Here is a 19575-nt window from a genome sequence, read left to right as displayed (position 1 = left end):
CGTGATTCGGAAGCCCGCATAGCGTGGCGGCTGACATGGTGGCGTTCCGAGTTCTGGGGCCAGTCGAGGCGTACGAACACGACGACGAACTCGACCTCGGCGGGTTGCGGCAGCGCGCCGTCCTCGCCCGACTTCTCGTGGCCAGAGGTCAGGTCGTGCCGGTTGACACCCTCCTCTACGACTTGTGGGATGACGACACGGCCAAGGGAGCCCAATCGGGGCTCCAGGTTTACATCTCCCGGCTGCGCCGGGTGCTGGAGCCCGGCCGTCCGCGTGGCGGGCCCAACCGCCTGCTGGTGACCGTCGCCTCCGGCTACGCGCTGCGGGTGGCGCCCGACCAGGTCGACGCGCTCAAGTTCGAGCAGTTGGTCAGGGCGGCGGGCGAGCACCTCGAAGAGGGCGATCCGCAGTCGGCCCGCGCTCGCCTGGAGAAGGCGCTCGGCCTGTGGCGGGGCACCCCCTATTCCGACTTCGCCGACCAGCAGTGGGCGGAGGCCGAGGTCAACAGGCTGACCGAGCTGCGGCTGGTGGCGCGCGAGCGGCACGCCGACACCGGGCTGCGCCTCGGCCTGCCCGCCGAGACCGTCCCCGACCTGGAGGCGCTCACCTCCGAGCACCCGCTGCGCGAGGAGGGCTGGCGATTGCTGGGCCTCGGCTTCTACCGCTGCGGCCGGCAGGGCGACGCGCTGGCGGCGCTGCGCCGGGCCAGGGGCATCCTGGCCGACGAGCTCGGCATCGACCCGGGGCCCGCGCTGCGCAAGCTGGAGTCCGACATCCTGGCCCAGTCGCCCGAGCTGGAGCTGAGCGTCGCCCCGCGCCCGTCCAGGCCCGTGCAGCAGCCCACCGACACCTGGCCGCCCAGGCCGGCCGCCCCGGTCGAGCCGCCGCCGCTGGAGCCCGAGCCGTTCGTCGGCCGCGACGCCGAGCTGGCCAGGCTCACCACGGCCGCCGCCCGCACCGGCAGGTTCCAGGTGGCGATCGTCGCGGGCGTGGCGGGCGCGGGCAAGACCACGCTGCTGCGCCAGCTCGACGGCAAGCTCACCGGCGACGGCTGGATCACCTCGTCCGGCGCCTGCCCGGACTCCAGCGCGACACCGCCGGGCTGGGCGTGGGTGGAGATCCTGCGCACCCTGGTGGGGATGACCGGCGCGGGCGAATACGCCCAGTTGCTGGCGCCGCTGCTGGACGACGCCGACCCCGATCCCGACGACGACGAGGTGTCCGGCGGCTTCCGGCTGCACCGGGCGGTCGGCGGCTACCTCGCCGGGGTGGCGCGGCGCGCGCCGGTGCTGCTCACGCTCGAGGACCTCCACTGGGCCGACGACCAGACGCTGGCGCTGCTTCGCGCGCTGCCCAGCCTGCTGGCCACCAGCAGGGTGCTGCTCGTGGTCACGTGCAGGGAGAGCGAGCTCGACGACCGCCAGTCCGACGTGCTGGCCTCGCTCGCCCGGCTCGGCCCGGTCCGGGTCGGGCTGTCCGGCCTCGATCCGAAGGCCGTGGGCGAGCTGGTCAGGGCCACCTGCGTGCGCGAGATCGACGAGGACGCGGTCGAATCCATCGTCGAGCGCACCGGCGGCAACCCGTTCTTCGTGCGCGAGACCGTACGCCTGCTCGACTCCGAGGCGGCGGCCGACCGGGCCAGCGCGGCCGAAGTGCTGTCGCGGGTGCCCACCGGGGTCCGCGACGTGCTGCGGCGGCGCATCTCCCGGCTGCCCGCCGGGGCCCAGCAGATCCTGCTGCAGGCGGCGGTGATCGGTCGCGACGTCGACGTCGACGTGCTGGTCGACGTGGCGGGCGACGAAGACGCCGTGGTCGAGGCGGTCGAGGCGGCGCTGCTGGCCGGGCTGGTGACCGAGCCGGGGCCGGGGCTGCTCAGGTTCGATCACGACCTGGTGCGTGACACGATCTACTCCGACGCCTCACGGCTGCGCCGCACCCGGTTGCACGCGGCGGTCGCGGCGGTCATCGAGCGGCGCACGCCGTCCGACGTGGCGGCGCTGGCGCACCACTACTTCCTCGCCGACGCCGCGGACAAGGCCGTCCACTACGCCGGGCTGGCCGCCGAGCAGGCCGAGCGCAGGTTCGCGCACCGCGAGGCCGCCACGCTGTGGGAGCAGGCCATCGCGGCCTTCGACCGCACCGGTGGCGACACCAAGGAGCGGCTGCAGCTCATGCTCCGCCGGATCAGGGCCCTGGCCCTGTGCGGCGACATGACGGCGGCCAGGCTGCTGCGCCGCGAGGCCATGGACGCCGCGCTGCCGCTGGGCGACCTGGAGATCACCGCGCGGGTGGCGGCGTCGCTCGCCGTACCGCACAAGGGGATGGCCCGCGACTTCACCCGCACCGCGTGGGAGATCGTCGACGTCACCGAGAAGGCGCTGATGGAGCTCCCCGAAGGGGAGCAGACGCTGCGCGCGAGCCTGCTCACCACGCTGGCGCTGGAGCTGGAGGGCTCCTCGTCGCCCGAGCGGGGGCGGCAGGCGTCGCTGGAGGCGCTGGAGCTGGCCAGGCAGAGCGGCGACCCGACGCTGCTCGCGGCGGCCCTCAGCGGGCGGCTGCGCCAGTCCTATGACATCCCGGCGGTCGACACCCGCGAGAACATCGGCCGCGAGCTCCTGGAGGTCGCCCAGCGATCCGGGCAGATGGCCACGCAGGCGCTGGCCCATCTGGTGCTGCTCGAATGCGCGGCGGCGCGCGGCGAGTTCTCCGTCGCCGACGAGCACGCCGCCGCGGCCGACCGGCTGGCCAGACAGTACGACCTGTCGGCCCCGGCGGCCGTCTGCGCCTGGTACGCGGGCCAGCGGTTGATGATCGCCGGCGACTACGGCGGTGCCGAGCGGGCCTACCGCGACGCGGCCAGGATGACCAGGCAGGCGGGCATGCTGGAGGGCCGCCAGGACCTGCCGGTGATCACCACGTTCTGCCTGCACCTGGTCGACGGGCGGGCCGCCGAGACGATCGGGCTGCTCTCCGAGAAGCACCAGGGCGGCGCGAAGTGGACCCTCGACGCCTACGCGCTGGCGCTCGCCTCGGCGGGTCACGTGTCCGACGCCAAGGCCGTGGCCGCCGTACGCCCGCCCGTGCGGCCCGACTTCCTGTACGAGCTGGCGATGACCTGGCGGGCGCTGGCCGGGATGCTGCTCGACGACCGCGAACGGATGATCGACTGCTATGACAAGCTCAAGCCGTTCGCGGACCGCATCGCGGGCGCCGGCACCGGCGTCGTGGCCCTCTGGCCGGTGGCGCTGACGCTCGGCGACCTGGCGGTGCGGCTGGGCCAGCCGGACGCGTCGCGGGCCCACTACGAGAAGGCACTGGAGGTGGCCCAGCGGGTGGGCGTGCCGCGCTGGGTGGAGGCGGCGCAGCGGTCGGTCAGCAACTCACCTGGAAGCGGTCGCTCTTGACGGTCTTGGCACCCTCGACGGTGAGCTCGATGCGATACCAGCCGGGGTTGGCCGAGATGCTGGGCTTCCAGTCCACGGTCTTCTTGTCGCCGGCGAAGCCGTCGTAGTTGACGAAGTAGGTGTGCCAGGTGTGGGTGTCGGCGCTCCAGCGAGCCAGCCGCCAGTCGTACATCACGGTCCGGTCGGGGCCGGGGCCGGGGTTGACGACCACGCTGCGGGCCACGAACGTCTTGACGCACCCGGTGCCGCCCGGCAGCGCGCTGACGCTGACCTTGCCCGCCTTGGCGGGCGGCGCCGTCCGGGTGCTGAGGGAGGAGGTGATGGGCAGTTCGCGGGACGACAAGGTGACGGTCTGCGTGGGCCGTGGCGCGGAGCTGGCGGTGCCGTAGGCCGAGAAACCGACGTAGGCTCCGGTGAAGGCGAGAGCCGCCACGAAGAGCTTGGCCGTGTTGGCCGTGCCGGAGACCAGAACCGCACTGCTTCTCGTTGCCATGATCGGCACTCCTTCTCACTCACCTACAGGTGTATGCGAAGGTGGTTGAACCCTGCTTGTCGGCGAGTTGCACCCTGGTATGGCGGCGACTTGCCCCTTGAACTAAGGTAAGGCTGACCTAAAACGCGCGACGGGGGTGTGGGGGGTCCTGATGCGACGTCTGGCGATCACCATCGATCCCGTGGGGCCGATCTGGCTCGGAGTCGTGCTGATCATCGCCCTGTTCGGCGCGTTCCAGGCGTACTACTGGATCGGCCGCAAGCTCGGCGAGCGGCTGTACGACTCGCGCATCGGCGTCAAGCTCGGCCGGGAACGGATCGCGAAGGTCGAGGGCGTCGTCGAGAAGTGGGGCGCGTTCGCGGTCTACGGGTGCTTCTGGGTGCCCATGCTCCGGCACACGCTGCCGTGGGTCGCCGGGGCGCTGCGCGTCTCCTACCCCTGGTACGTCGTGGCCAGCGCGCTGGGCTGCCTGACCTGGGCGCCCATCTGGTGGTTCGGCCTGACCGCGCTGATCTGGGCCTGGCTCCAGGTCGCCGCCCGGTCACCGATCACGGCGGCGGTCCTGGCCGTGCTGTTCGTCGGCGGGGTGGTCGGGTTCGTCGTGTGGCGCAGGAAGAAGCGGGCCGAGAAGGCGCTGGCCGCCTGACGCCGGGGATTTCGCGGCTTGAGGGCAAGTTCGGCATATTTAGCGATGATCACCTGCGACCATGGCTGGCATGCATATTGGGGGTTTCATTGGCTCCGCCGTACTCGCCGTGGTCGTCGGGGTCTCGTCGCCCGCGACTGCCGCGCAGGCGGCGGACGCACCCGCGGTGGCGGCCAAGTCCGCGTATGTGATCGATTCGGCGGGAACGATCCACTTCAGCAAGCGCGAGACGCGCCGGGTCCCGGTCGCCAGCCTCGTCAAGGTGATGACGGCCTACGTGGTGCTCCGCGAGGCCAAACTGGGTGACACCATCACGATCACCGCAGCCGACGTCAAGCACGCGACCCAGAACGGCGCCACGACCGCGGCACTGAAGAAGGGCGAGCGGCTCACGGTCAGGGATCTGTTGTACGGGCTCATGCTCCCCTCGGGGGCCGACGCCGCCAGCGCGCTGGCCAGGACGTACGGGCCGGGCAACGCGGCGTTCGTGGCCAAGATGAACGCCGCGGCCCAGCGGCTGCACCTGGCCGACACCCGCTACACCAACCCCGACGGCCTGCCCACCCCCGGTAAGGGCGGTTACTCCACGGCCGTCGACCAGGTCAAGCTGGCGCAGGCGGCGCTCGGCGACACGACGTTCAGGACGGTCGTCGGGCAGACGGAGCACAAGGTGGCCAAGACGGCGGCGCACCGCGCGCACACCTGGCGCAACACCAACAAACTGCTGAAGCAGGCCGACGGCGTGCTGGGCGTCAAGACCGGCTACACGAGCACGGCGGGATTCTGCCTGCTGTTCGCGGGAGAGCGCGGCGGCCGGCAGGTGGTGGGCGTACTCCTCGGGGACCAGGACGCGCGCCGCTTCAGCACGGCCGAGAAGCTGCTCGACTTCGCGGGCGAGCAGATCGCCGGCGGTTGACCCGCCGGTGCCGGCGATGACCTGGCGACCGGCCAGGTCATCGCCGGCCCGTGACCGCTTCCGGCCAGACCTGACCTCGCGCACGGTCGAGCGCCCCTCAGTCTCGAAGGAATCCCTGGTAGCCGTTGGCCGCCACTTCAGCGCATTTATCCCGATATACGCCGACACCGCCGACGTAAGGCATGAAAACCCGAGGCTTGCCGGGGATGTTCGCCCCCATGTACCAGGAGTTCGCCCGGGGGAACAGCGTCAGGCCCGCGATCTCGTTCACCTGCTCCACCCACGCGTCCTCAGCCAGCGGATCCGCGTCAAGGGTCTGCCCGCCTAACCGGTCCAGGCACTCCGCGATCCAGTCCACATGCTGCTCGATCGAGACGATCATGTTGCTCAGCACCGACGGACTGCCCGGCCCGGTGATCGTGAACAGGTTGGGGAAGCCGGCGCTCATCAGCCCGAGATAGCTCCTGGGCCCCGCCCGCCATTTCTCCCTCAGCGACAGCCCGCCCTTGCCGCGGATGTCGATGGCCAGCAGCGGCCCGGTCATCGCGTCGAACCCGGTGGCGTACACGATCACGTCAACGGGATGCTCACGGTCGGCCGTACGCACGCCATCGGGGGTGAGCTCCCTGATGGGTGTGGTCCTGAGATCGGCGAGCGTGACGTTCGGACGGTTGTAGGCGGCGTAGTAGCCCGTGTCGACGCACACGCGCTTACTGCCCACGGGGTGATCGCCGGGGAGGAGCAGGTCGGCCACCGCCGGGTCCCGTACGGTGGCGCGGATCTTGCCGCGGACGAAGTCGGCGGCCGTCCTGTTCGCCTCCTCGCTGATCATCAGGTCGGAGAACGCGCCGAGGAAGGCCAGGCCGCCGCGCTCCCAGCGCGCCTCGAACTCGCGTCCCCGCTCCTCATCCGTCACCATCAGGGCGGAGTCGGGGTTCGGGTTGGTCAGGAGCCCGCTGTGTGAGGTACGGAGCTGGTGACGGAGCTCGTGGTGGTTGGCCTTGAACCACTGGTCGTCCTCGGGCCGCAGCGGCCCGTTGCGCGCGGGGACGCTGAAGTTGGGCGTCCGCTGGAACACCGTCACCTGCTCGGCGCTCTCCGCGATGACCGGAATGGACTGGATGCCGGAAGAGCCGGTGCCGATGACCGCCACCCGCCGCCCGGCGAGGTCCACGCCCTCGGCCGGCCACCGTCCCGTGTGGTAGCTCGGCCCCCGGAAGGAGCCGGGCAGCCGGGGCAGGTTGGCCGCGGACAGGCAGCCGACGGCCGTGACGAGGTAGCGGGCCGACAGCCGTTCGCCGCCGTCGGTCTCGACCACCCACGCCCCGGGCGCGTCCCAGGAGGCGGTCGTGACGCGGGTGTGCAGCTCGATGTCGCGGCGCAGGTCGAAGCGGTCGGCGACGTGGTCGAGGTAGCGGAGGATCTCGGGCTGCGTGGCGTACCGCTCGGTCCAGGTCCATTCGCGCTGGAGATCCTCGGCGAAGGAGTAGGAGTACTGGAGGCTCTCGACGTCGCAGCGGGCTCCGGGGTAGCGGTTCCAGTACCAGGTGCCGCCGACGCCGCCACCCGCCTCCAGAACGCGAGCCGACATGCCCAGGCCGCGCAGGCGGTGGAGCATGTACAGGCCCGCGAAGCCCGCACCGATGATGATCACGTCGTGGTCGGTCGATCCTGGGGGCATCGCTCCTCCATAGGCGATCGAGGCGGTCCTCCCCTATAGGAGAACACGACCGTCAGGGCGGCAGCCGAAGATCGCGGCGGACCGTCCTAGGGGCATCCCTTGGTCGAGCCCTGAGGCGCCCGATCCGCCACCGACCTACGCTGGGTCCCACCTGCGGCCCGAGGTGCGCATGGTGACTTCCTCCATCGAATGCGGGGGGCTCGATGGCTCAAGCACCATTCGCCCGAGGGACCGATAGGCAGGTGGGCGATCACTGGCTCGGCAGGCGGCTCGGCTCCGGCGGACAGGGGGTCGTCTACGAGGTCTACGACAGGGACGGCACCTGAGTAGCCGTCAAGCTGCTCAGGCTCGGCTGGATGGAAAGGGCGCAGGCCAGAGCCCGTTTCGCCAAAGAGGTAGCCGCCACCCGCCGGGTGGCGGCGTTTCGCGTGGAACTCGCTGCCATCACCGAGCCCGGGCCCCGGACCCGGGTTTTCACATGCGGAGCGATTCCGGGGCCGTGCCGGTCGGCGGGCGCAGCTTCAGTCGGCCCGGCGGCCCGATCGGTGGCTTGGGTGGCTCGGCCGAGGGCCGTCCCGTGGGGGCCGGTGGTTTGTCCGCCGCCGCCAGGCAACCCCGGCACGGCGCCCACAGGAAGCCCGACCACGCCGAGGAGCCGTTCCACGCCGATCCGGTCCACTGCCAGGACCAGGCGGTCGTCGCGTAGTAGCGGTTCTCGCCACAGGCGCCGCCCCAGCCCCATGTCGGCGCGAACGTGAACGACGACGAACCCGACACCTGCCCGGTGCCGCCGCACTGCACCCAGGTGCTGCCGTCCCAGTAGTAGAGGAGGTTCTCGCTGATGTGGGTGGTGCGCCACCGGCTGCCGTTGTGGTAGGAGAAGTCGTCGCCCCCGGTGTGGACGCCGTCCGGCAGGAATTCCATCCGCGACCGGGTGCCGTGCTCATAGCTGCCCGTGCTGGAGGTGGCCCAGCCGTAGCTGAAGATCCAGTAGTTGGGCGGTCCCAGTTCCTCGAACTCGGGCTTCCAGATGTAGTCGTCGATGTCCCCGTCGTAGGCGCAGATCCAGGTCTCGCCGCTGACGGTGACGATGTCGTCCTGCGCCGCATCGTCGCACTGGTTGCCGGGGTAGTCGGCGTACGCGGCGCCCTGGCCTATGACCAGGGTCGCCGCCATGAGTAAGAAGGTCGTGAGCATGTGCCGCCAGCCGGGAAACGGGGCTTTCACAACGCACGCTTCCGCGAATTCTTCATGATCATGCGCACAAAGTAACTTCGGCCCAGGACTCCGTCAAGACGCACCTTACTCATCGTTACCAATAAGCTGGAAATTCACCGCGCATTCCCAGGGGACGATATAAATCTGCGCTCCATGAATCCGTGAGCAATCCAGCTGAACTACCCCGGCAGACGCACGCCGATCCATTCGCCGACGGCCCAGGAGTCGTCGAGTTCCGTTCCCGTGATGGCTTCGGCCAGGGAGAAGGCGGCCCCTCCCGGATACTCGCTCCACTCGTGGACGTCCACGCCGAGGCCATTCGCCCAGTCACGGATCTCCCGAACCTCCGGGTCGTCCTCGCCGATGTCGTCGGCGTCGAAGTCATGGGTGACGCGGCCCTGGACGGCGTACGTGAGGTACGTGCCCCGCTCCCCAGCGACGATGTTGAGCGCCCGCCCGCCCTGAGACAGTGCGGTGAGCACCGCGTCATCGGCCCCGCGACTGCTCCGCACCTCCAACACCGCCACCCACCCCGCGACCTCCCGGATGAGCAGGCGCACCCCGATGGGATCGGCCGCGAAGCCGTCTTCGACCTCGTCCTGGACGGTCACCGCGCGGGGATGGGTCAAGTCCTCGCTCCGGGCGTTGAAGGTCTGGACGACCTCCGCCACTGTGGCGCCGGAAATCCAGGTGGCGCACATGAACTCGTCGAGCTGTGCCCAGGAATCACGGGCAGCGTACACATATGCTCCTCGATCGATGGTTCTCCGCCATACGGAATCGCGAACATGCCCCGTCCGGCCGATGCTGGATTCGTGATCTTTTACCCCGATACTGGTCCCGCTCGCAAGACGCGGACAGCCGAGGAGGAACCGGGTGGAGGCCAAAGGTCGTACGGCTGAGATCATGATCGCCGAAGCCCGTAAGGCATTCTGGGTGATGGTCGGGTTTCTGGCTGTCATCTGGCTGCTGCAGATCGTCAACTGGGCCTCGGGCTACGCGCTGAGCTACGACTACGGCCTGCGGCCGTGGGATCCGGCGGCCCTGCCGAACATGGTGTCGTCGCCATTCCTGCACTGGAGTTGGGAGCACATCGAGGCCAACTCGGGGCCGCTGTTCATCTTCGGTTTCCTGTCCGCCTATCGGGGCGTCACCAAGTTCCTCAGCGTGACGGGGCTCATCATCGTGGTCAGCGAACTCGGCGCCTGGTTCACCTCTGATCCACGGACGGTCGGCGTAGGCGCGAGCGGCGTCGTCTTCGGCTATTTCGGCTACACCCTGGTGCGCGGCATATTCGACCGGCATCTGATCGACATCGTGGTGGGCGTGGTCATGGCCCTGTCCTTCGCCTATCAATTCGCCGGGCTGCTGCCCCAGGAGGGCGGCATCGGCTGGCAGGCGCATCTGTTCGGCTTCTTCGCCGGCGTGGTGGGCGGCTGGTTGTTCCGCGACCGCGGCAGCCGTGCCCGGCCGGCCCCGGCCTCACCGGAGCCGAGCTCCAGATCCGCGCTACTGAAGGAACTGGACGACCTGGGGCTCTGACGGCCGGGTGATCAAGGGCAGCCCGTACGAACCGGGTAGACCCGTACCGTCTTGGGCTCGCCGCCGCCCTTGCCTGGACAGAGGCGCACGACGCTCGGCGCCGAGTCGTCGCGGTTTCCGTAGTTGTCGAAGGTGATGTTTCCGCTGGCGCCGCCAACTGTCGCGCCGCCCTGGACGAATCCGCCGAGCGCGGCGTTGATCCGGGACGAGGTGACCGGCTCCTTCGCGGTGAGCGTGTTGACGGCGCCGGCGACGACGGCCATGCCGTCGAAGCCGGTGATCGCCCATCCGCTGTCCAGGTGCGCGGGATCGAAGCCGAGCGCGGCGAACGACTGCCGCAGCACCCTCATTCCCCCTTCTTTCGGCAGCAGGTCGGGGTCGGCCAAAGGCGTGTAGATAAGGCGAACGGTCCCATCCACGAACATCGGGGTGCTGAGGGCCGCCACCCGTTGCTGCTCGAGATTCGGATCGACCTCCACGGCCCGCATCCGCCCCGCATCCGAGGTGCTGAGCACCGTGATGCTGGTGAACTGGCACTGGCCGAGCTCGGACTGGTCCGCGATGCTCTTGAGGAACTGCGGCAAGTGGGTGGCCCGCGCGGCGTAGAAGACGCTCACCGGCCCCGCGCTGGCACAGACGCGCTGCGCCGACTGCTTCACGGTCGCCGGGTCCCCCGGGTCGAACTTCACCTCCCGCAGAGGACGCGACTTCGGGTCGAACCTCGCATGTACGAGCGGCAGCGTCGTGCACGTATACGGGTCGTCCATGGTGATCGGCGTCATGATGAAGGTGAGCGTCCTCTTGCCCGGCCCCAGATATTTGGCGAGCTGCTCGATCTGAACCGCGTTGCGGTAGGAGACGCGGTAGAAGTAGCCCAGTCCGATGCCGTTCTTGTAGGTGTGTGACGGGTCGCAGCGCCCGTAGTCAGGCCTGTCCTGCTGCGAGCCGTTCCCGTCGAAGCCCTCGGCCGTGATCACGTTGCCGACCATAGGGATCTTGCGCTGGGCCAGCACCAGGGCGGCGTCGGCCGTCTCCTGCCGGCTCAGCCCCATGCCGGTCACGGCGACGACGCCCTCGTCGGCGAGCAACTCGGCCATCTTGGTCGCCGCCTGTTCTCCGGCGCCCATCTGGGCCACCCGCAGCTTTATCGGATGCACGCACTCGGCCTTGTTGCCGTTGGCGTTCGCCTGCTCCGCGACGATGCCTTCGAGCTGGTGCAGCGCCCGGCCGCCGCTCTCCGCCGACGTCAGGGTCATCAATGCGCCGACCCACACCGCCTCGGCACCCGAAGCGCACGAGCCGTCCTTGGCCGCCTCGTTCTGCCGCGCGATCTTACTCATCACATCCGTCAGCTCGCGACGGTCGAAAGCGTACGGCCCCACGGTGAGACCAACGCATTCGCCCTCCTGCTTCCATACGCCGTTCAGCGGCTGCCACCCGCAGGAGAACCTGTCCGACAGCCACGGAACGCCCTTCACCACGCCTGGTACGAGGGCGCCGAGGGCCATGACGGCGCCGAGCGGGCGCCACCAGTGCCACCACTGCCTCGGGAACCGCCCCCGGTTCGGCCAGATCCGCCATATGTAGGTGCGGGTGCTCATGGTTGTCGGCTCCAGTCGGCGGATCCCGGGCGAGTACGGAGTGCCGCGGTCAGGCGAGGGCATCGGCGAGCTTCTGGTAACACTGGGCGCGTTTGAGGAAGGAGAGCGGATCCACGTCGGAGAGCCGCCTGCACTCCTCGGCGGCGATGATGTAGCGGCCGCGGCGCAGCCCCCGGTCACTGAGCAGGGGGTCGGCGAGCTGATGCAGAGCGGCGACGAGCTGGGAGACCGCCGCGCAGCGCGGCTCCGCCGCCACCCGGGCGGAAGCGGGTCCGCCGCGCGGCGGGCGGAGATCGGGCGTGGCGACGATCCGATCGAGACAGCTCAGCCACTCGGCGCCCGAGACCTTGTCCAGGAGCCTCAGCAGCTCGGCCACGACTGTCTCGCGGTTGCCCAAGGCCAGCTCGTGATGGAGTTTGCCGCAGATGTCCTGATCCGGCGTGTGGTCACGGAGCCGTTCGAAGACCCTGGTCCAGCAGGCCTGGTGGCTGTCCGGGCGCGCGGCCAGTTCGCGCAGCAGCAGAAAGCGGACGAACGGCGCCATCGCCCATGGGCCCTCAGCCCGGGGTTCCCCGGGTGAGGATACGGGCCACAGCGACGGTGAGACGAGCAGGATGGGCTCCCCCTGGACCGTGTTGTCCAGGAGCGGCGTCAGGCACTGCGCCTCGTCGTTGTCCCGCGCCCCGGCCAGCGTGATCAGCGCCCCTCTGAGGTGCTCGTCGAAGCGCCGCCGCGGGCTCAGATCCACCGTGATCTTGTTGATCAGGTGGCCGTCCATCGTCTGTTCCAGGTCCGGCAGATGCTCGGAGAGCACCCGTCCCAGGTCGTCGATGAGATCCGGATCATCCCGGAGCCGCGCGAGCACGAGGTCCGTGGCCTCGGCGTGCCCGCCGGTGAGCCGCCGGACGGCGCTGGTGATGGTGCCGGTGCCGAGAGATGGGGGCCACCAGGTGAGATCCGCCTCCACGATGTGCTCGATGGCGTCGGTGGTGATGCCTTCGAGGAGTACGCGCAGCCACGGGCCGGTCCTGTCGAGGTCGTCGGCGGACAGGCGGGGCAGCGCGGACTCGGGCCATTGCGCCGCCCGGCCGTACAGGCCGACCGAATCGGCCAGTGTGTAGCCGCCGCTGGCGGTGATCACGGTCAGGGGATCTCGGGGCACCTGGTGACGTGCCAGCTTGTTGCGTACTTTGACCAGGGTCTTCACGAACTGGGTGGCCGAGGGGACGTCGCCGTTGTCGAGCAACACGACCGCGCGAGAGGGATGGTTGACCGCGCGGTCGAAGCTGTCACGCAGGTCGGCCAGCAGCGCGGCCATCAGCAGGCTGTCGACGTTCTCCCGCACACCGACGTTCCGCACCGAGGCCTGCAGACTGAGCCGGACCAGCGCGTGTTCGGGGTCGTGGCGGAAGCCCTGGTCCTGGTGCTCGAACCAGGCCAGGGCCTCCCGCCAGAGCAGCCTCGACCGCAGGCCCGACCTGCTCAGCCGCCCGGTCATCTCCTCGATGGTCTTGTCCAGACCCGCGGCGTCGAGGCCGAGAGATCCCCCGGCCAGCGACAGCAGCCGACGGAGCAGCGTGGCCACCAGGCTCGGGTCCTGGTAGTCGTTGATCCGCTGCCGCATGATGCCGGTGCTCTTCCTCGGATCGGCGTCTTCGATCGGTCCGGACATCGCGATGTGGGCCAGCACGCCCCGGGGGAAGGAGATCTGATAGCCCGGGGCCTCGGCGGTGAGGCCGAGCATGACGGCGGTCAGCACGGATCGCATGGAGTCGGCGTCGTCGCCCCTGACCAGCGGGTCCACCTTCACGATCGGGGTCTTCCGCGCCCAGCGCCGCCATGTGTCGTCCAGCACGCGAGAGCGGCCGGAGCCACCGACACCTTCCAGGATCACGGTCGGGCGAGCGGCGTCTCCTCCGACCTGTGGGCCGCCCGCTACCTGGATGAACTGATCGATCAGCGAAACCAGGCCCGACCGTACCGGGACATCCATGCGCGTCTCCTGCCCGAACCCACGTGGGTGATGGACCTTTAATTCTGCGACAAACTCTGGAATGGATCTCGTAAATGCAGCAACAAAGAACAGCCGCCCGCTTCGCAGCAGCAACTAGCGACTTATCGGGATATATAGAAAGAAATAGCTAACACCCCTTTTAGTCCTTTTGTTAGCGCATGGTCAGCCCTCCTGGCGAGACACGTCCGCCAGGCGGAAAAGATCATCACCGAGCCGGGTTTGATCGGTCCAACTGAAGGGGATAGGCCGCCCTAACGTCCGCTTTGGAACGTTACATAGTGATATGAAAGGTAAAGCGAGGGTTGACCGAAGATGACTGGTAGTAGATAACGGTATTCGGCACGGGCACCAAACCCGACCCTCGGAGACGCCGATGACGAGTGTCGCCAGCCCCGCGATGGTCGGACGTGAAGCACCGTTGCGAGCACTCCTCGACGCGATCACCCGACCGCCCGCTGTGGCCCTGGTGGAGGGCGAGGCGGGGATCGGCAAGACTCGGCTGGTGCGGGCGGCCATCGACGTCCTGCGCGACGGCGGGCGCACCGTACTGCTCGGCCACTGCCACCAGCTCAGAGAGCCGTTCCCGTACGGCCCGGTGCTCGACGCGCTTCGCCACGTCGCCGCCGCCCTGCCGAAGGCTGAGGCGCTCAACCCGGTGACCGGCGCACTGCGCGGCTACCTCCCCGAGCTGGCCGGGCACCTGCCGCCGTCGCCGCCGCCGGTCGACGACCCGCGAGCCGAGCGGCACCGCCTGTTCCGCGCGGTCCACGCGCTGCTGGACGCCGCGGCGCCCGCCGTGCTGGTGGTCGAGGACCTGCATTGGGCCGATGACGGCACCCGGGACCTGCTGCGCTTCCTCACCCACCAACCGCCCGAGGGCCTGGCGCTGGTGATGACCTTCCGGCGTGAGGACCTGCCCGTGCCCGAGCTGCCGCTGGGCCACGCCTACCGGCATCCGCCGGGCGCCAACAGCCTGGTGATCTCGCTCAAGCCGCTGGACGTCGAGGCCGTCAGAACCCTGACCAGCACCCTGCTCGGCCGCTCCCAGGTGACGGAGGGCTTCGCCGCCAGGCTGCGCGAACGGACCGCCGGCGTCCCGTTCCTCATCGAAGAGGTCGCCCGCTCGCTGCTCGACGGCGACGGCCAGTTCCCCGGCGGCGTGGAGGAGCCGGAGGCGCTCGACCACATCGCGGTGCCGCTGCTCCTCCGCGAGGCGATGGCGGAGCAGCTCGCCGGCCTGTCGCCGCCCGCGCTGCACGCGGTGCACGCCGCCGCCGTGCTCAAGCTGCCCGCCGACGAACGGCTGATCGCCGCCGTCTCCGGCGCCACCGCCCCCACCGGGGCGGGCCTGCTCGAGGTGCTCAAAGCGGGCGTCCTGCTGGAGCACCCCGACGGCCAGTACGGGTTCCGCCACGCGCTCGCCCAGCAGGCTGTCTACGACGCGATCCCCGGCCCCGACAGGCAGCTCGCCCACCGGCGGGCCATGGCGGCGCTCTCCGCGCTGGACCCGCCGCCACTGGTACAGCTCGCCTACCATGCCCGGTGCGCGGGCGAGTACGAGGCGTGGCGGCGGCACGGCGGCACCGCCGCGGACCAGGCGGCGGCCCTGGGCGACGTCCCGCTCGCGGTCGAGCTGCTGGAGGGCATGCTGGCCGACCCCAAGCTGCCACGCGACGCCCGCGGCCCACTGGCCCTCCAGCTCAGCCGACTCGCGGCGATCGGGCTCTCCCATCGGCGCGCGGTGCGGTTGCTCCGTCACCTGCTGTCGGACGACTTCCTGTCCAGGGAGGTCCGCGGCCAGGCCAGGCTGAACCTGGGCGTGCTGCTGGCCAACCAGGCGGGCGCCATCGCGGAGGGACGCCAGGAGGTCCTCGCCGCGCTCCCCGACCTGGAGGGCAGGCCCGGCATCGCCGCCAGAGGGCTGGCCCTGCTGGCGATGCCGGCCTACGGCGCCGAGCCGATCGCCACCCACAGGAAGTGGATGGACCAGGCCGAGAGCCTCCTCGTCACCGTCGCCGACGAGGACCCCGAACTGACCGCCACGGTGCACGCCAACAAGGTCACCTTCGCCATGCTCGTGGGCTCGCCCGACGCCTTCGCGCTGGCCGGCACGCTGCCCGTGAACGACCCGTCGGCAGCGGTACGCAGGCAGGTCGCGCGCGCCTACTCCAACCTGTGCGACGCGGCGACCGCGCTCGGCCACTACGGCCCGGCCGACCGGTTCGCGTGCGAGGGCAGGCGGATCGCCGAGGAGAGCGGCGCGCTGTACCCCGCGTACCTGGTGGAAGTGTCGTCGATCAGGCTCGACTGGCTGACCGGGCGCTGGGACGGCCTTCGGGAGCGGGCGGCCGCGGTGGTCGAGATGACCCCCGAGGCGCCGCTGCTCGCCGTGGACGCCCGGCTGGTCCTCGGCATGCTGGCGCTGGCCAGGGGCGAATGGGAGGAGGCGGAGGAACGCCTGGCGGCGGCCGGCCCGCGCGAGCTGGACTCGGCCTTCCTCCCGGTGGCCGCCGCCGCCTCCGGCGGGCTGGTCGAGCTGCACCTGATCCGCGACTCCGTGGACGCCGCGCTGGCGGAGGCGGACAGCGCGGTGACCAGGCTCCGGCGCAAGGGCGTGTGGGTGTGGGGCGAGCAGATCGTGCCGGCGGCCGTCACCGCGCTGCTCAGGGCCGGACGCTCCGACCAGGCCGCCGAGCTGGTGGCCGAGTTCGCCGCGGGCATCGAGGGCACGGACGCGCCGGCGGCCGAGGCGGCGCTGGAGTCGGCGCACGGAGCGCTGGCCGGAGCGGGGGGCCGGTTCGAGGAGGCCGCCCGCCGCCACGGCCGGGCCCGCGCCGCCTACGAGGCGATGCGAAGGCCCTACGGGGCGGCACGGGCGGCGGAAGCCGAGGCGGGGGCGCGGCTCGAACTGGACGACGGGGAAGCCGCCGCGGAGATCATCGCCCGCGCGGGCGAGCGGTACACCGCGCTCGGCGCCACCCACGACGCCGCCCGCTGCCGCCATCTGCTGCGGGAGATCGGTGCGGGCAGCCGGCCCCACGTGGGCAGGAAGTCCCGCGGCGGCAGGAAGGCCCGCGGGGTGCTGTCGCCGAGGGAGAGCGAGGTGGCCAGGCTGGTCGCGCTCGGCCAGACCAACCGGGAGATCGCCGTGGTGCTGTTCCTGTCGCGCCGCACGGTGGACACACACGTGGCGCGGGTGCTGCAGAAACTCGGTGTCCGCACCCGCTACGAGGTTTGTCCGCCGCCATGAGCGAAGCCCCGGCCGGATGACCGGCCGGGGCTGTGGTGCCGTGTGTCAGACGGTGATGCTCCAGGAGTTCAGGTAACCGGTGTCAAGCAAGTAATCGTCGGTGACTTCGAGCACCCAGGTGCCCGCCGCCAGTTGGCTCACCGGGATCGAGTACGTCCTGGTGCCGTACGAGGTGCAGCTGGTGCCGCCGGAACTGTCGACCGCGTACCACGTGCCGTTCGGCCCGCGGAGCCGGATGTGGAGATCCTCCGCGCAGGTGTGGACGATGGTGACCGACAGCCTGACCGGCGAGACCGCCGAGCCCGTCGCCGTGGAGGTGACCGGGCTCTGTATCGTGCCGAAGTCCCTGATGGTGTAGTCGGTGCCGTTGGTGAACGTCCTGCTGCCCGAGGTGCTCTGCACCGTGAGCGCGTAGGTCGTGGTGTGCGTCGCCGTCACGCCGGTGCCGGTCACGGTCACGCTGTACGAGCCGGCGGGCGTGGTCGCCGCGGTCGAGATCGTCAGGGTGGACGAGCCGCCCGAGGTCACCGAGGCCGGGTTGAAGGTGGCCGAGGCGCCCGTGGGGAGCCCGCTCGCGGCCAGGTTCACGGCCTGCGCGGTGCCTGCCGTCGTGGTGGTGCCGATCGTGGTGGTGGCCGCGGAGCCGGCCGTCACCGTGCCGGACGCCGGGCTGGCCGAGATCGAGAAGTCACGGGTCGCGGTGCCGACCGTGAGGGTGAAGATCGCGGTGTGCGTGAGCGACCCCGTGCCGGTGACGGTGATCTGGTAGGTGCCCGTCGCCGTCGAGGAGCCGACGGACAAGGTCAGGGTGGAGGAGTTGCCGGAGGTGACCGACGACGGGCTGAAGCTCGCGGTGACGCCGCTGGGCAGCCCGGACGCGGTCAGGTTGACCGTCTGGGCACTGCCGGAGGTGGTCTGGGTGTTGACCGTGGCCGTCGTCTGCGCCCCGGGCTGGGCGCTGCCGGTCGACGGGGTGAGGGAGAGGGCGAAGTCGTTGGTGGCCGTGCCGCAGGCGGGCTCGCCCGTCGCCGCCGCCACGCTCACCGCGCTCCACGCCGCCTTGGTGGTGCTGCACTCGGCGCTGTTGGCGCCGAACAGCTCGATCGCGGCCGCGACGGAGGCGGCGCGGACGTTGGTGTAGCGCCAGGCCGAGGTCTTGCGGTTCAGGGCGCCCAGGTAGATCTGGCCGGCCTTCTGCACGCCGACGCCGGTCACCGACGACGGGCCACCGGAGCAGATGGGGCTGGCCGGCTTGCCGCCGCCGGGGTTGTTACCCTCGGCCAGCAGGTAGAACCAGTGGTTCAGCGGACCGGCCGCCGCGTGCACCTCGGTGCTGGGGATCGAGGAGGAGTAGCAGTTCGGGTCGCCGAGCGCGCTCGGGTTGTACATGTTGCGGATCGGCCCGTCACCGACGAGGTCCACCTCTTCGCCGACCAGGTAGTCCGGCGGGTCGTTGGGGTTGTTGGCGAAATGCTCGGTGAGAGCGCCGAAGATGTCACCGGTGCCCTCGTTGATGCCGCCGTTCTCGTTGCCGGAACCGGCGCCGCCGGGCGTGGTCTGGAAGATGGCGTGCCCGAACTCGTGCGACACCACGTCGATGTTGCTGGCCTGCCGGGCGTTGTCCTGGCTGTGGCCGAAGTTGGTGACGCTGCCATCCCAGTAGGCGTTGACGTCGGCCAGGCCGACGCGCGCGGGGTAGCCCCGGCCGCTGCCGTTGATGCCGTTGCGGCCGAGCCAGTCACGCAGCATGTCCCACTCGCGCTGGACGGAGTAGAGCACGTCGACGCAGGCCGTCTCCAGGTTGGTGCCCGAGGCGTTGCCCCACGCGTCGTCGGTGCCGGTGTAGGCGGTGCCGCCCTGCCCGCCGCACTGGATGCCTGGCCTGGTCGTGTCTGTCATCGAGTACGAGCTGCCGGAGCCGCTCGTGTTGATGGTGACCTGCCCGTAGTAGTAGCCGTTGCCGGTGCCCTCGCGCACCTGGTCGTAGGAGTCGGCGATCTTGCCGGTGCGGGCGTCCACGAACACGTGCTGGATGCTCGGCCGGCCCTTGACCAGGCCGCTGACGACGGCCTCCCAGGCCAGCGCGGGCTTCGCGCCCCAGTTGAACACCACCAGGCGCGGGGCGGCGGAGTCGTCCACGCGCGAGAGCCGGGTCTTGGCCACCTCGGTGGCCTTCTCCGCGCTGATCCTGGCCTGGGTCTGCACGTCCGGGGTGTTCGGTCCGGCCGCCGCGACGGTGTCGCGGACGTGCCCCGCCGAGTCGGTGACGACGACCGCGTCCCCGCCGACCACCGGCAGCCCCTTGTAGGTGCGCTCGTAGCTGACGAAGTACATGTCGCTGGTGCCGCGGGTGACCGACACGCGGCTGTACGCCTCGTCGGGCCCCTTGGCCAGCTTGTCGAGCCCGCTGGAGACGGCCTTGTCGGCGACCGCCGCCGCGAGCGAGGCCGGGTCGGCCGCCGCTCGTGCCTGCGCGTTGGAGTCGTCCTTGCTGGCTCCGGGTGGGGCGGCGTGCGCGGGAGGAACGAAGACAGACATCGACGCGGCCGTGGCGAGTCCCACGGCCGCGGCGGCTAAGGCAGTGCGTTTCACGCGTCGTGCTCCTTTCGGCATTTCCCGGGCGCCGCGACGTGCGCGCACGCCGACCACCGCGCCGCAGGGATCGCCTGGGCCACGGAGTCGACCGGGAAAGGGGGGTGACTGAGCATGCCGTTTCACCTTGCTGCCGAGACGCTAGGCGCTGCGCTCGGGCCTGCAAATCCGTATGTGCATCGGTAGGTATACCGATGTTTTCGGATCAGGCATCGAGG

At 70.5% G+C, this 19575-nt stretch carries 13 protein-coding genes; 6 read left to right on the top strand and 7 right to left on the bottom strand.

What is annotated here, in order from left to right:
* The first annotated feature begins 35 nt into the window (after positions 1-35).
* The gene (locus tag AB0F17_RS15380) at positions 36-3404 is read left to right on the top strand and encodes a BTAD domain-containing putative transcriptional regulator (protein WP_358022198.1); all 3369 of its coding nucleotides are present in this window, start codon (positions 36-38) and stop codon (positions 3402-3404) included.
* On the opposite strand, the gene AB0F17_RS15375 is transcribed toward AB0F17_RS15380, so the two are convergent.
* Positions 3373-3897 (bottom strand): hypothetical protein, encoded by a 525-nt coding sequence (locus AB0F17_RS15375; RefSeq protein WP_358022195.1) that lies wholly within the window; start codon positions 3895-3897, stop codon positions 3373-3375. The two genes, AB0F17_RS15380 and AB0F17_RS15375, sit on opposite strands and share 32 nt — an antisense overlap.
* A gap of 151 nt (positions 3898-4048) precedes the next feature.
* On the opposite strand from AB0F17_RS15375, the gene AB0F17_RS15370 reads away from it, so the two are divergent.
* Entirely contained in the window at positions 4049-4543 is a 495-nt protein-coding gene (locus tag AB0F17_RS15370; protein ID WP_358022192.1) for a VTT domain-containing protein, read from the top strand.
* 70 nt (positions 4544-4613) lie between these two features.
* Positions 4614-5459 (top strand): serine hydrolase, encoded by an 846-nt coding sequence (locus AB0F17_RS15365; protein ID WP_358022189.1) that lies wholly within the window; start codon positions 4614-4616, stop codon positions 5457-5459.
* Between the two features lie 97 nt (positions 5460-5556).
* Here the strand turns inward: AB0F17_RS15365 and AB0F17_RS15360 are convergent, their stop codons facing one another.
* On the bottom strand, positions 5557-7140 hold the full coding sequence (locus AB0F17_RS15360; protein WP_358022186.1) for an NAD(P)/FAD-dependent oxidoreductase: 1584 nt from the start codon (positions 7138-7140) through the stop codon (positions 5557-5559).
* A 203-nt stretch (positions 7141-7343) separates the two neighbouring features.
* On the opposite strand from AB0F17_RS15360, the gene AB0F17_RS15355 reads away from it, so the two are divergent.
* On the top strand, positions 7344-7466 hold the full coding sequence (locus tag AB0F17_RS15355) for a hypothetical protein (protein WP_358022183.1): 123 nt from the start codon (positions 7344-7346) through the stop codon (positions 7464-7466).
* Between the two features lie 148 nt (positions 7467-7614).
* Here the strand turns inward: AB0F17_RS15355 and AB0F17_RS15350 are convergent, their stop codons facing one another.
* Positions 7615-8316: a hypothetical protein gene (locus AB0F17_RS15350; protein ID WP_358022180.1), complete on the bottom strand. Its 702-nt coding sequence runs from the start codon at positions 8314-8316 to the stop codon at positions 7615-7617.
* A gap of 221 nt (positions 8317-8537) precedes the next feature.
* Positions 8538-9101, bottom strand: coding sequence for a DUF6461 domain-containing protein (locus AB0F17_RS15345; protein WP_358022177.1), 564 nt, complete (start codon positions 9099-9101; stop codon positions 8538-8540).
* A gap of 133 nt (positions 9102-9234) precedes the next feature.
* Here AB0F17_RS15345 and AB0F17_RS15340 point away from each other — a divergent pair, with 133 nt between their 5' ends.
* Positions 9235-9900: a rhomboid family intramembrane serine protease gene (locus AB0F17_RS15340; protein ID WP_358022174.1), complete on the top strand. Its 666-nt coding sequence runs from the start codon at positions 9235-9237 to the stop codon at positions 9898-9900.
* Positions 9901-9911: 11 nt separating this feature from the next.
* On the opposite strand, the gene AB0F17_RS15335 is transcribed toward AB0F17_RS15340, so the two are convergent.
* Both AB0F17_RS15335 and AB0F17_RS15330 read right to left on the bottom strand, forming a co-directional pair.
* Positions 9912-11501, bottom strand: coding sequence for a hypothetical protein (locus AB0F17_RS15335; protein WP_358022171.1), 1590 nt, complete (start codon positions 11499-11501; stop codon positions 9912-9914).
* A gap of 49 nt (positions 11502-11550) precedes the next feature.
* A complete protein-coding gene (locus tag AB0F17_RS15330) occupies positions 11551-13494 on the bottom strand; it encodes a hypothetical protein (RefSeq protein WP_358022168.1) in 1944 nt (647 codons plus the stop codon).
* A 394-nt stretch (positions 13495-13888) separates the two neighbouring features.
* Here AB0F17_RS15330 and AB0F17_RS15325 point away from each other — a divergent pair, with 394 nt between their 5' ends.
* Entirely contained in the window at positions 13889-16765 is a 2877-nt protein-coding gene (locus AB0F17_RS15325; protein ID WP_358022165.1) for an AAA family ATPase, read from the top strand.
* A 45-nt stretch (positions 16766-16810) separates the two neighbouring features.
* Here AB0F17_RS15325 and AB0F17_RS15320 read toward each other — a convergent pair whose 3' ends face one another.
* Positions 16811-19357: a M4 family metallopeptidase gene (locus tag AB0F17_RS15320; RefSeq protein WP_358022162.1), complete on the bottom strand. Its 2547-nt coding sequence runs from the start codon at positions 19355-19357 to the stop codon at positions 16811-16813.
* Positions 19358-19575 lie beyond the last annotated feature (218 nt).

The sequence above is a fragment of the Nonomuraea sp. NPDC026600 genome (assembly GCF_040638335.1).
In the GTDB taxonomy this organism is placed as follows: Bacteria; Actinomycetota; Actinomycetes; order Streptosporangiales; family Streptosporangiaceae; genus Nonomuraea.
This window is presented reverse-complemented; position numbering and strand designations above follow the sequence as displayed.

Bases quoted from the DNA above. Each gene is read 5' to 3' on its own strand.
- AB0F17_RS15330 (WP_358022168.1), bottom strand. From the start codon at position 13,494: ATGGATGTCCCGGTACGGTCGGGCCTGGTTTCGCTGATCGATCAGTTC.
- AB0F17_RS15375 (WP_358022195.1), bottom strand. From the start codon at position 3,897: ATGGCAACGAGAAGCAGTGCGGTTCTGGTCTCCGGCACGGCCAACACG.
- AB0F17_RS15335 (WP_358022171.1), bottom strand. From the start codon at position 11,501: ATGAGCACCCGCACCTACATATGGCGGATCTGGCCGAACCGGGGGCGG.
- AB0F17_RS15370 (WP_358022192.1), top strand. From the start codon at position 4,049: ATGCGACGTCTGGCGATCACCATCGATCCCGTGGGGCCGATCTGGCTC.
- AB0F17_RS15365 (WP_358022189.1), top strand. From the start codon at position 4,614: ATGCATATTGGGGGTTTCATTGGCTCCGCCGTACTCGCCGTGGTCGTC.
- AB0F17_RS15380 (WP_358022198.1), top strand. From the start codon at position 36: ATGGTGGCGTTCCGAGTTCTGGGGCCAGTCGAGGCGTACGAACACGAC.
- AB0F17_RS15355 (WP_358022183.1), top strand. From the start codon at position 7,344: ATGGCTCAAGCACCATTCGCCCGAGGGACCGATAGGCAGGTGGGCGAT.
- AB0F17_RS15325 (WP_358022165.1), top strand. From the start codon at position 13,889: ATGACGAGTGTCGCCAGCCCCGCGATGGTCGGACGTGAAGCACCGTTG.
- AB0F17_RS15360 (WP_358022186.1), bottom strand. From the start codon at position 7,140: ATGCCCCCAGGATCGACCGACCACGACGTGATCATCATCGGTGCGGGC.
- AB0F17_RS15350 (WP_358022180.1), bottom strand. From the start codon at position 8,316: ATGGCGGCGACCCTGGTCATAGGCCAGGGCGCCGCGTACGCCGACTAC.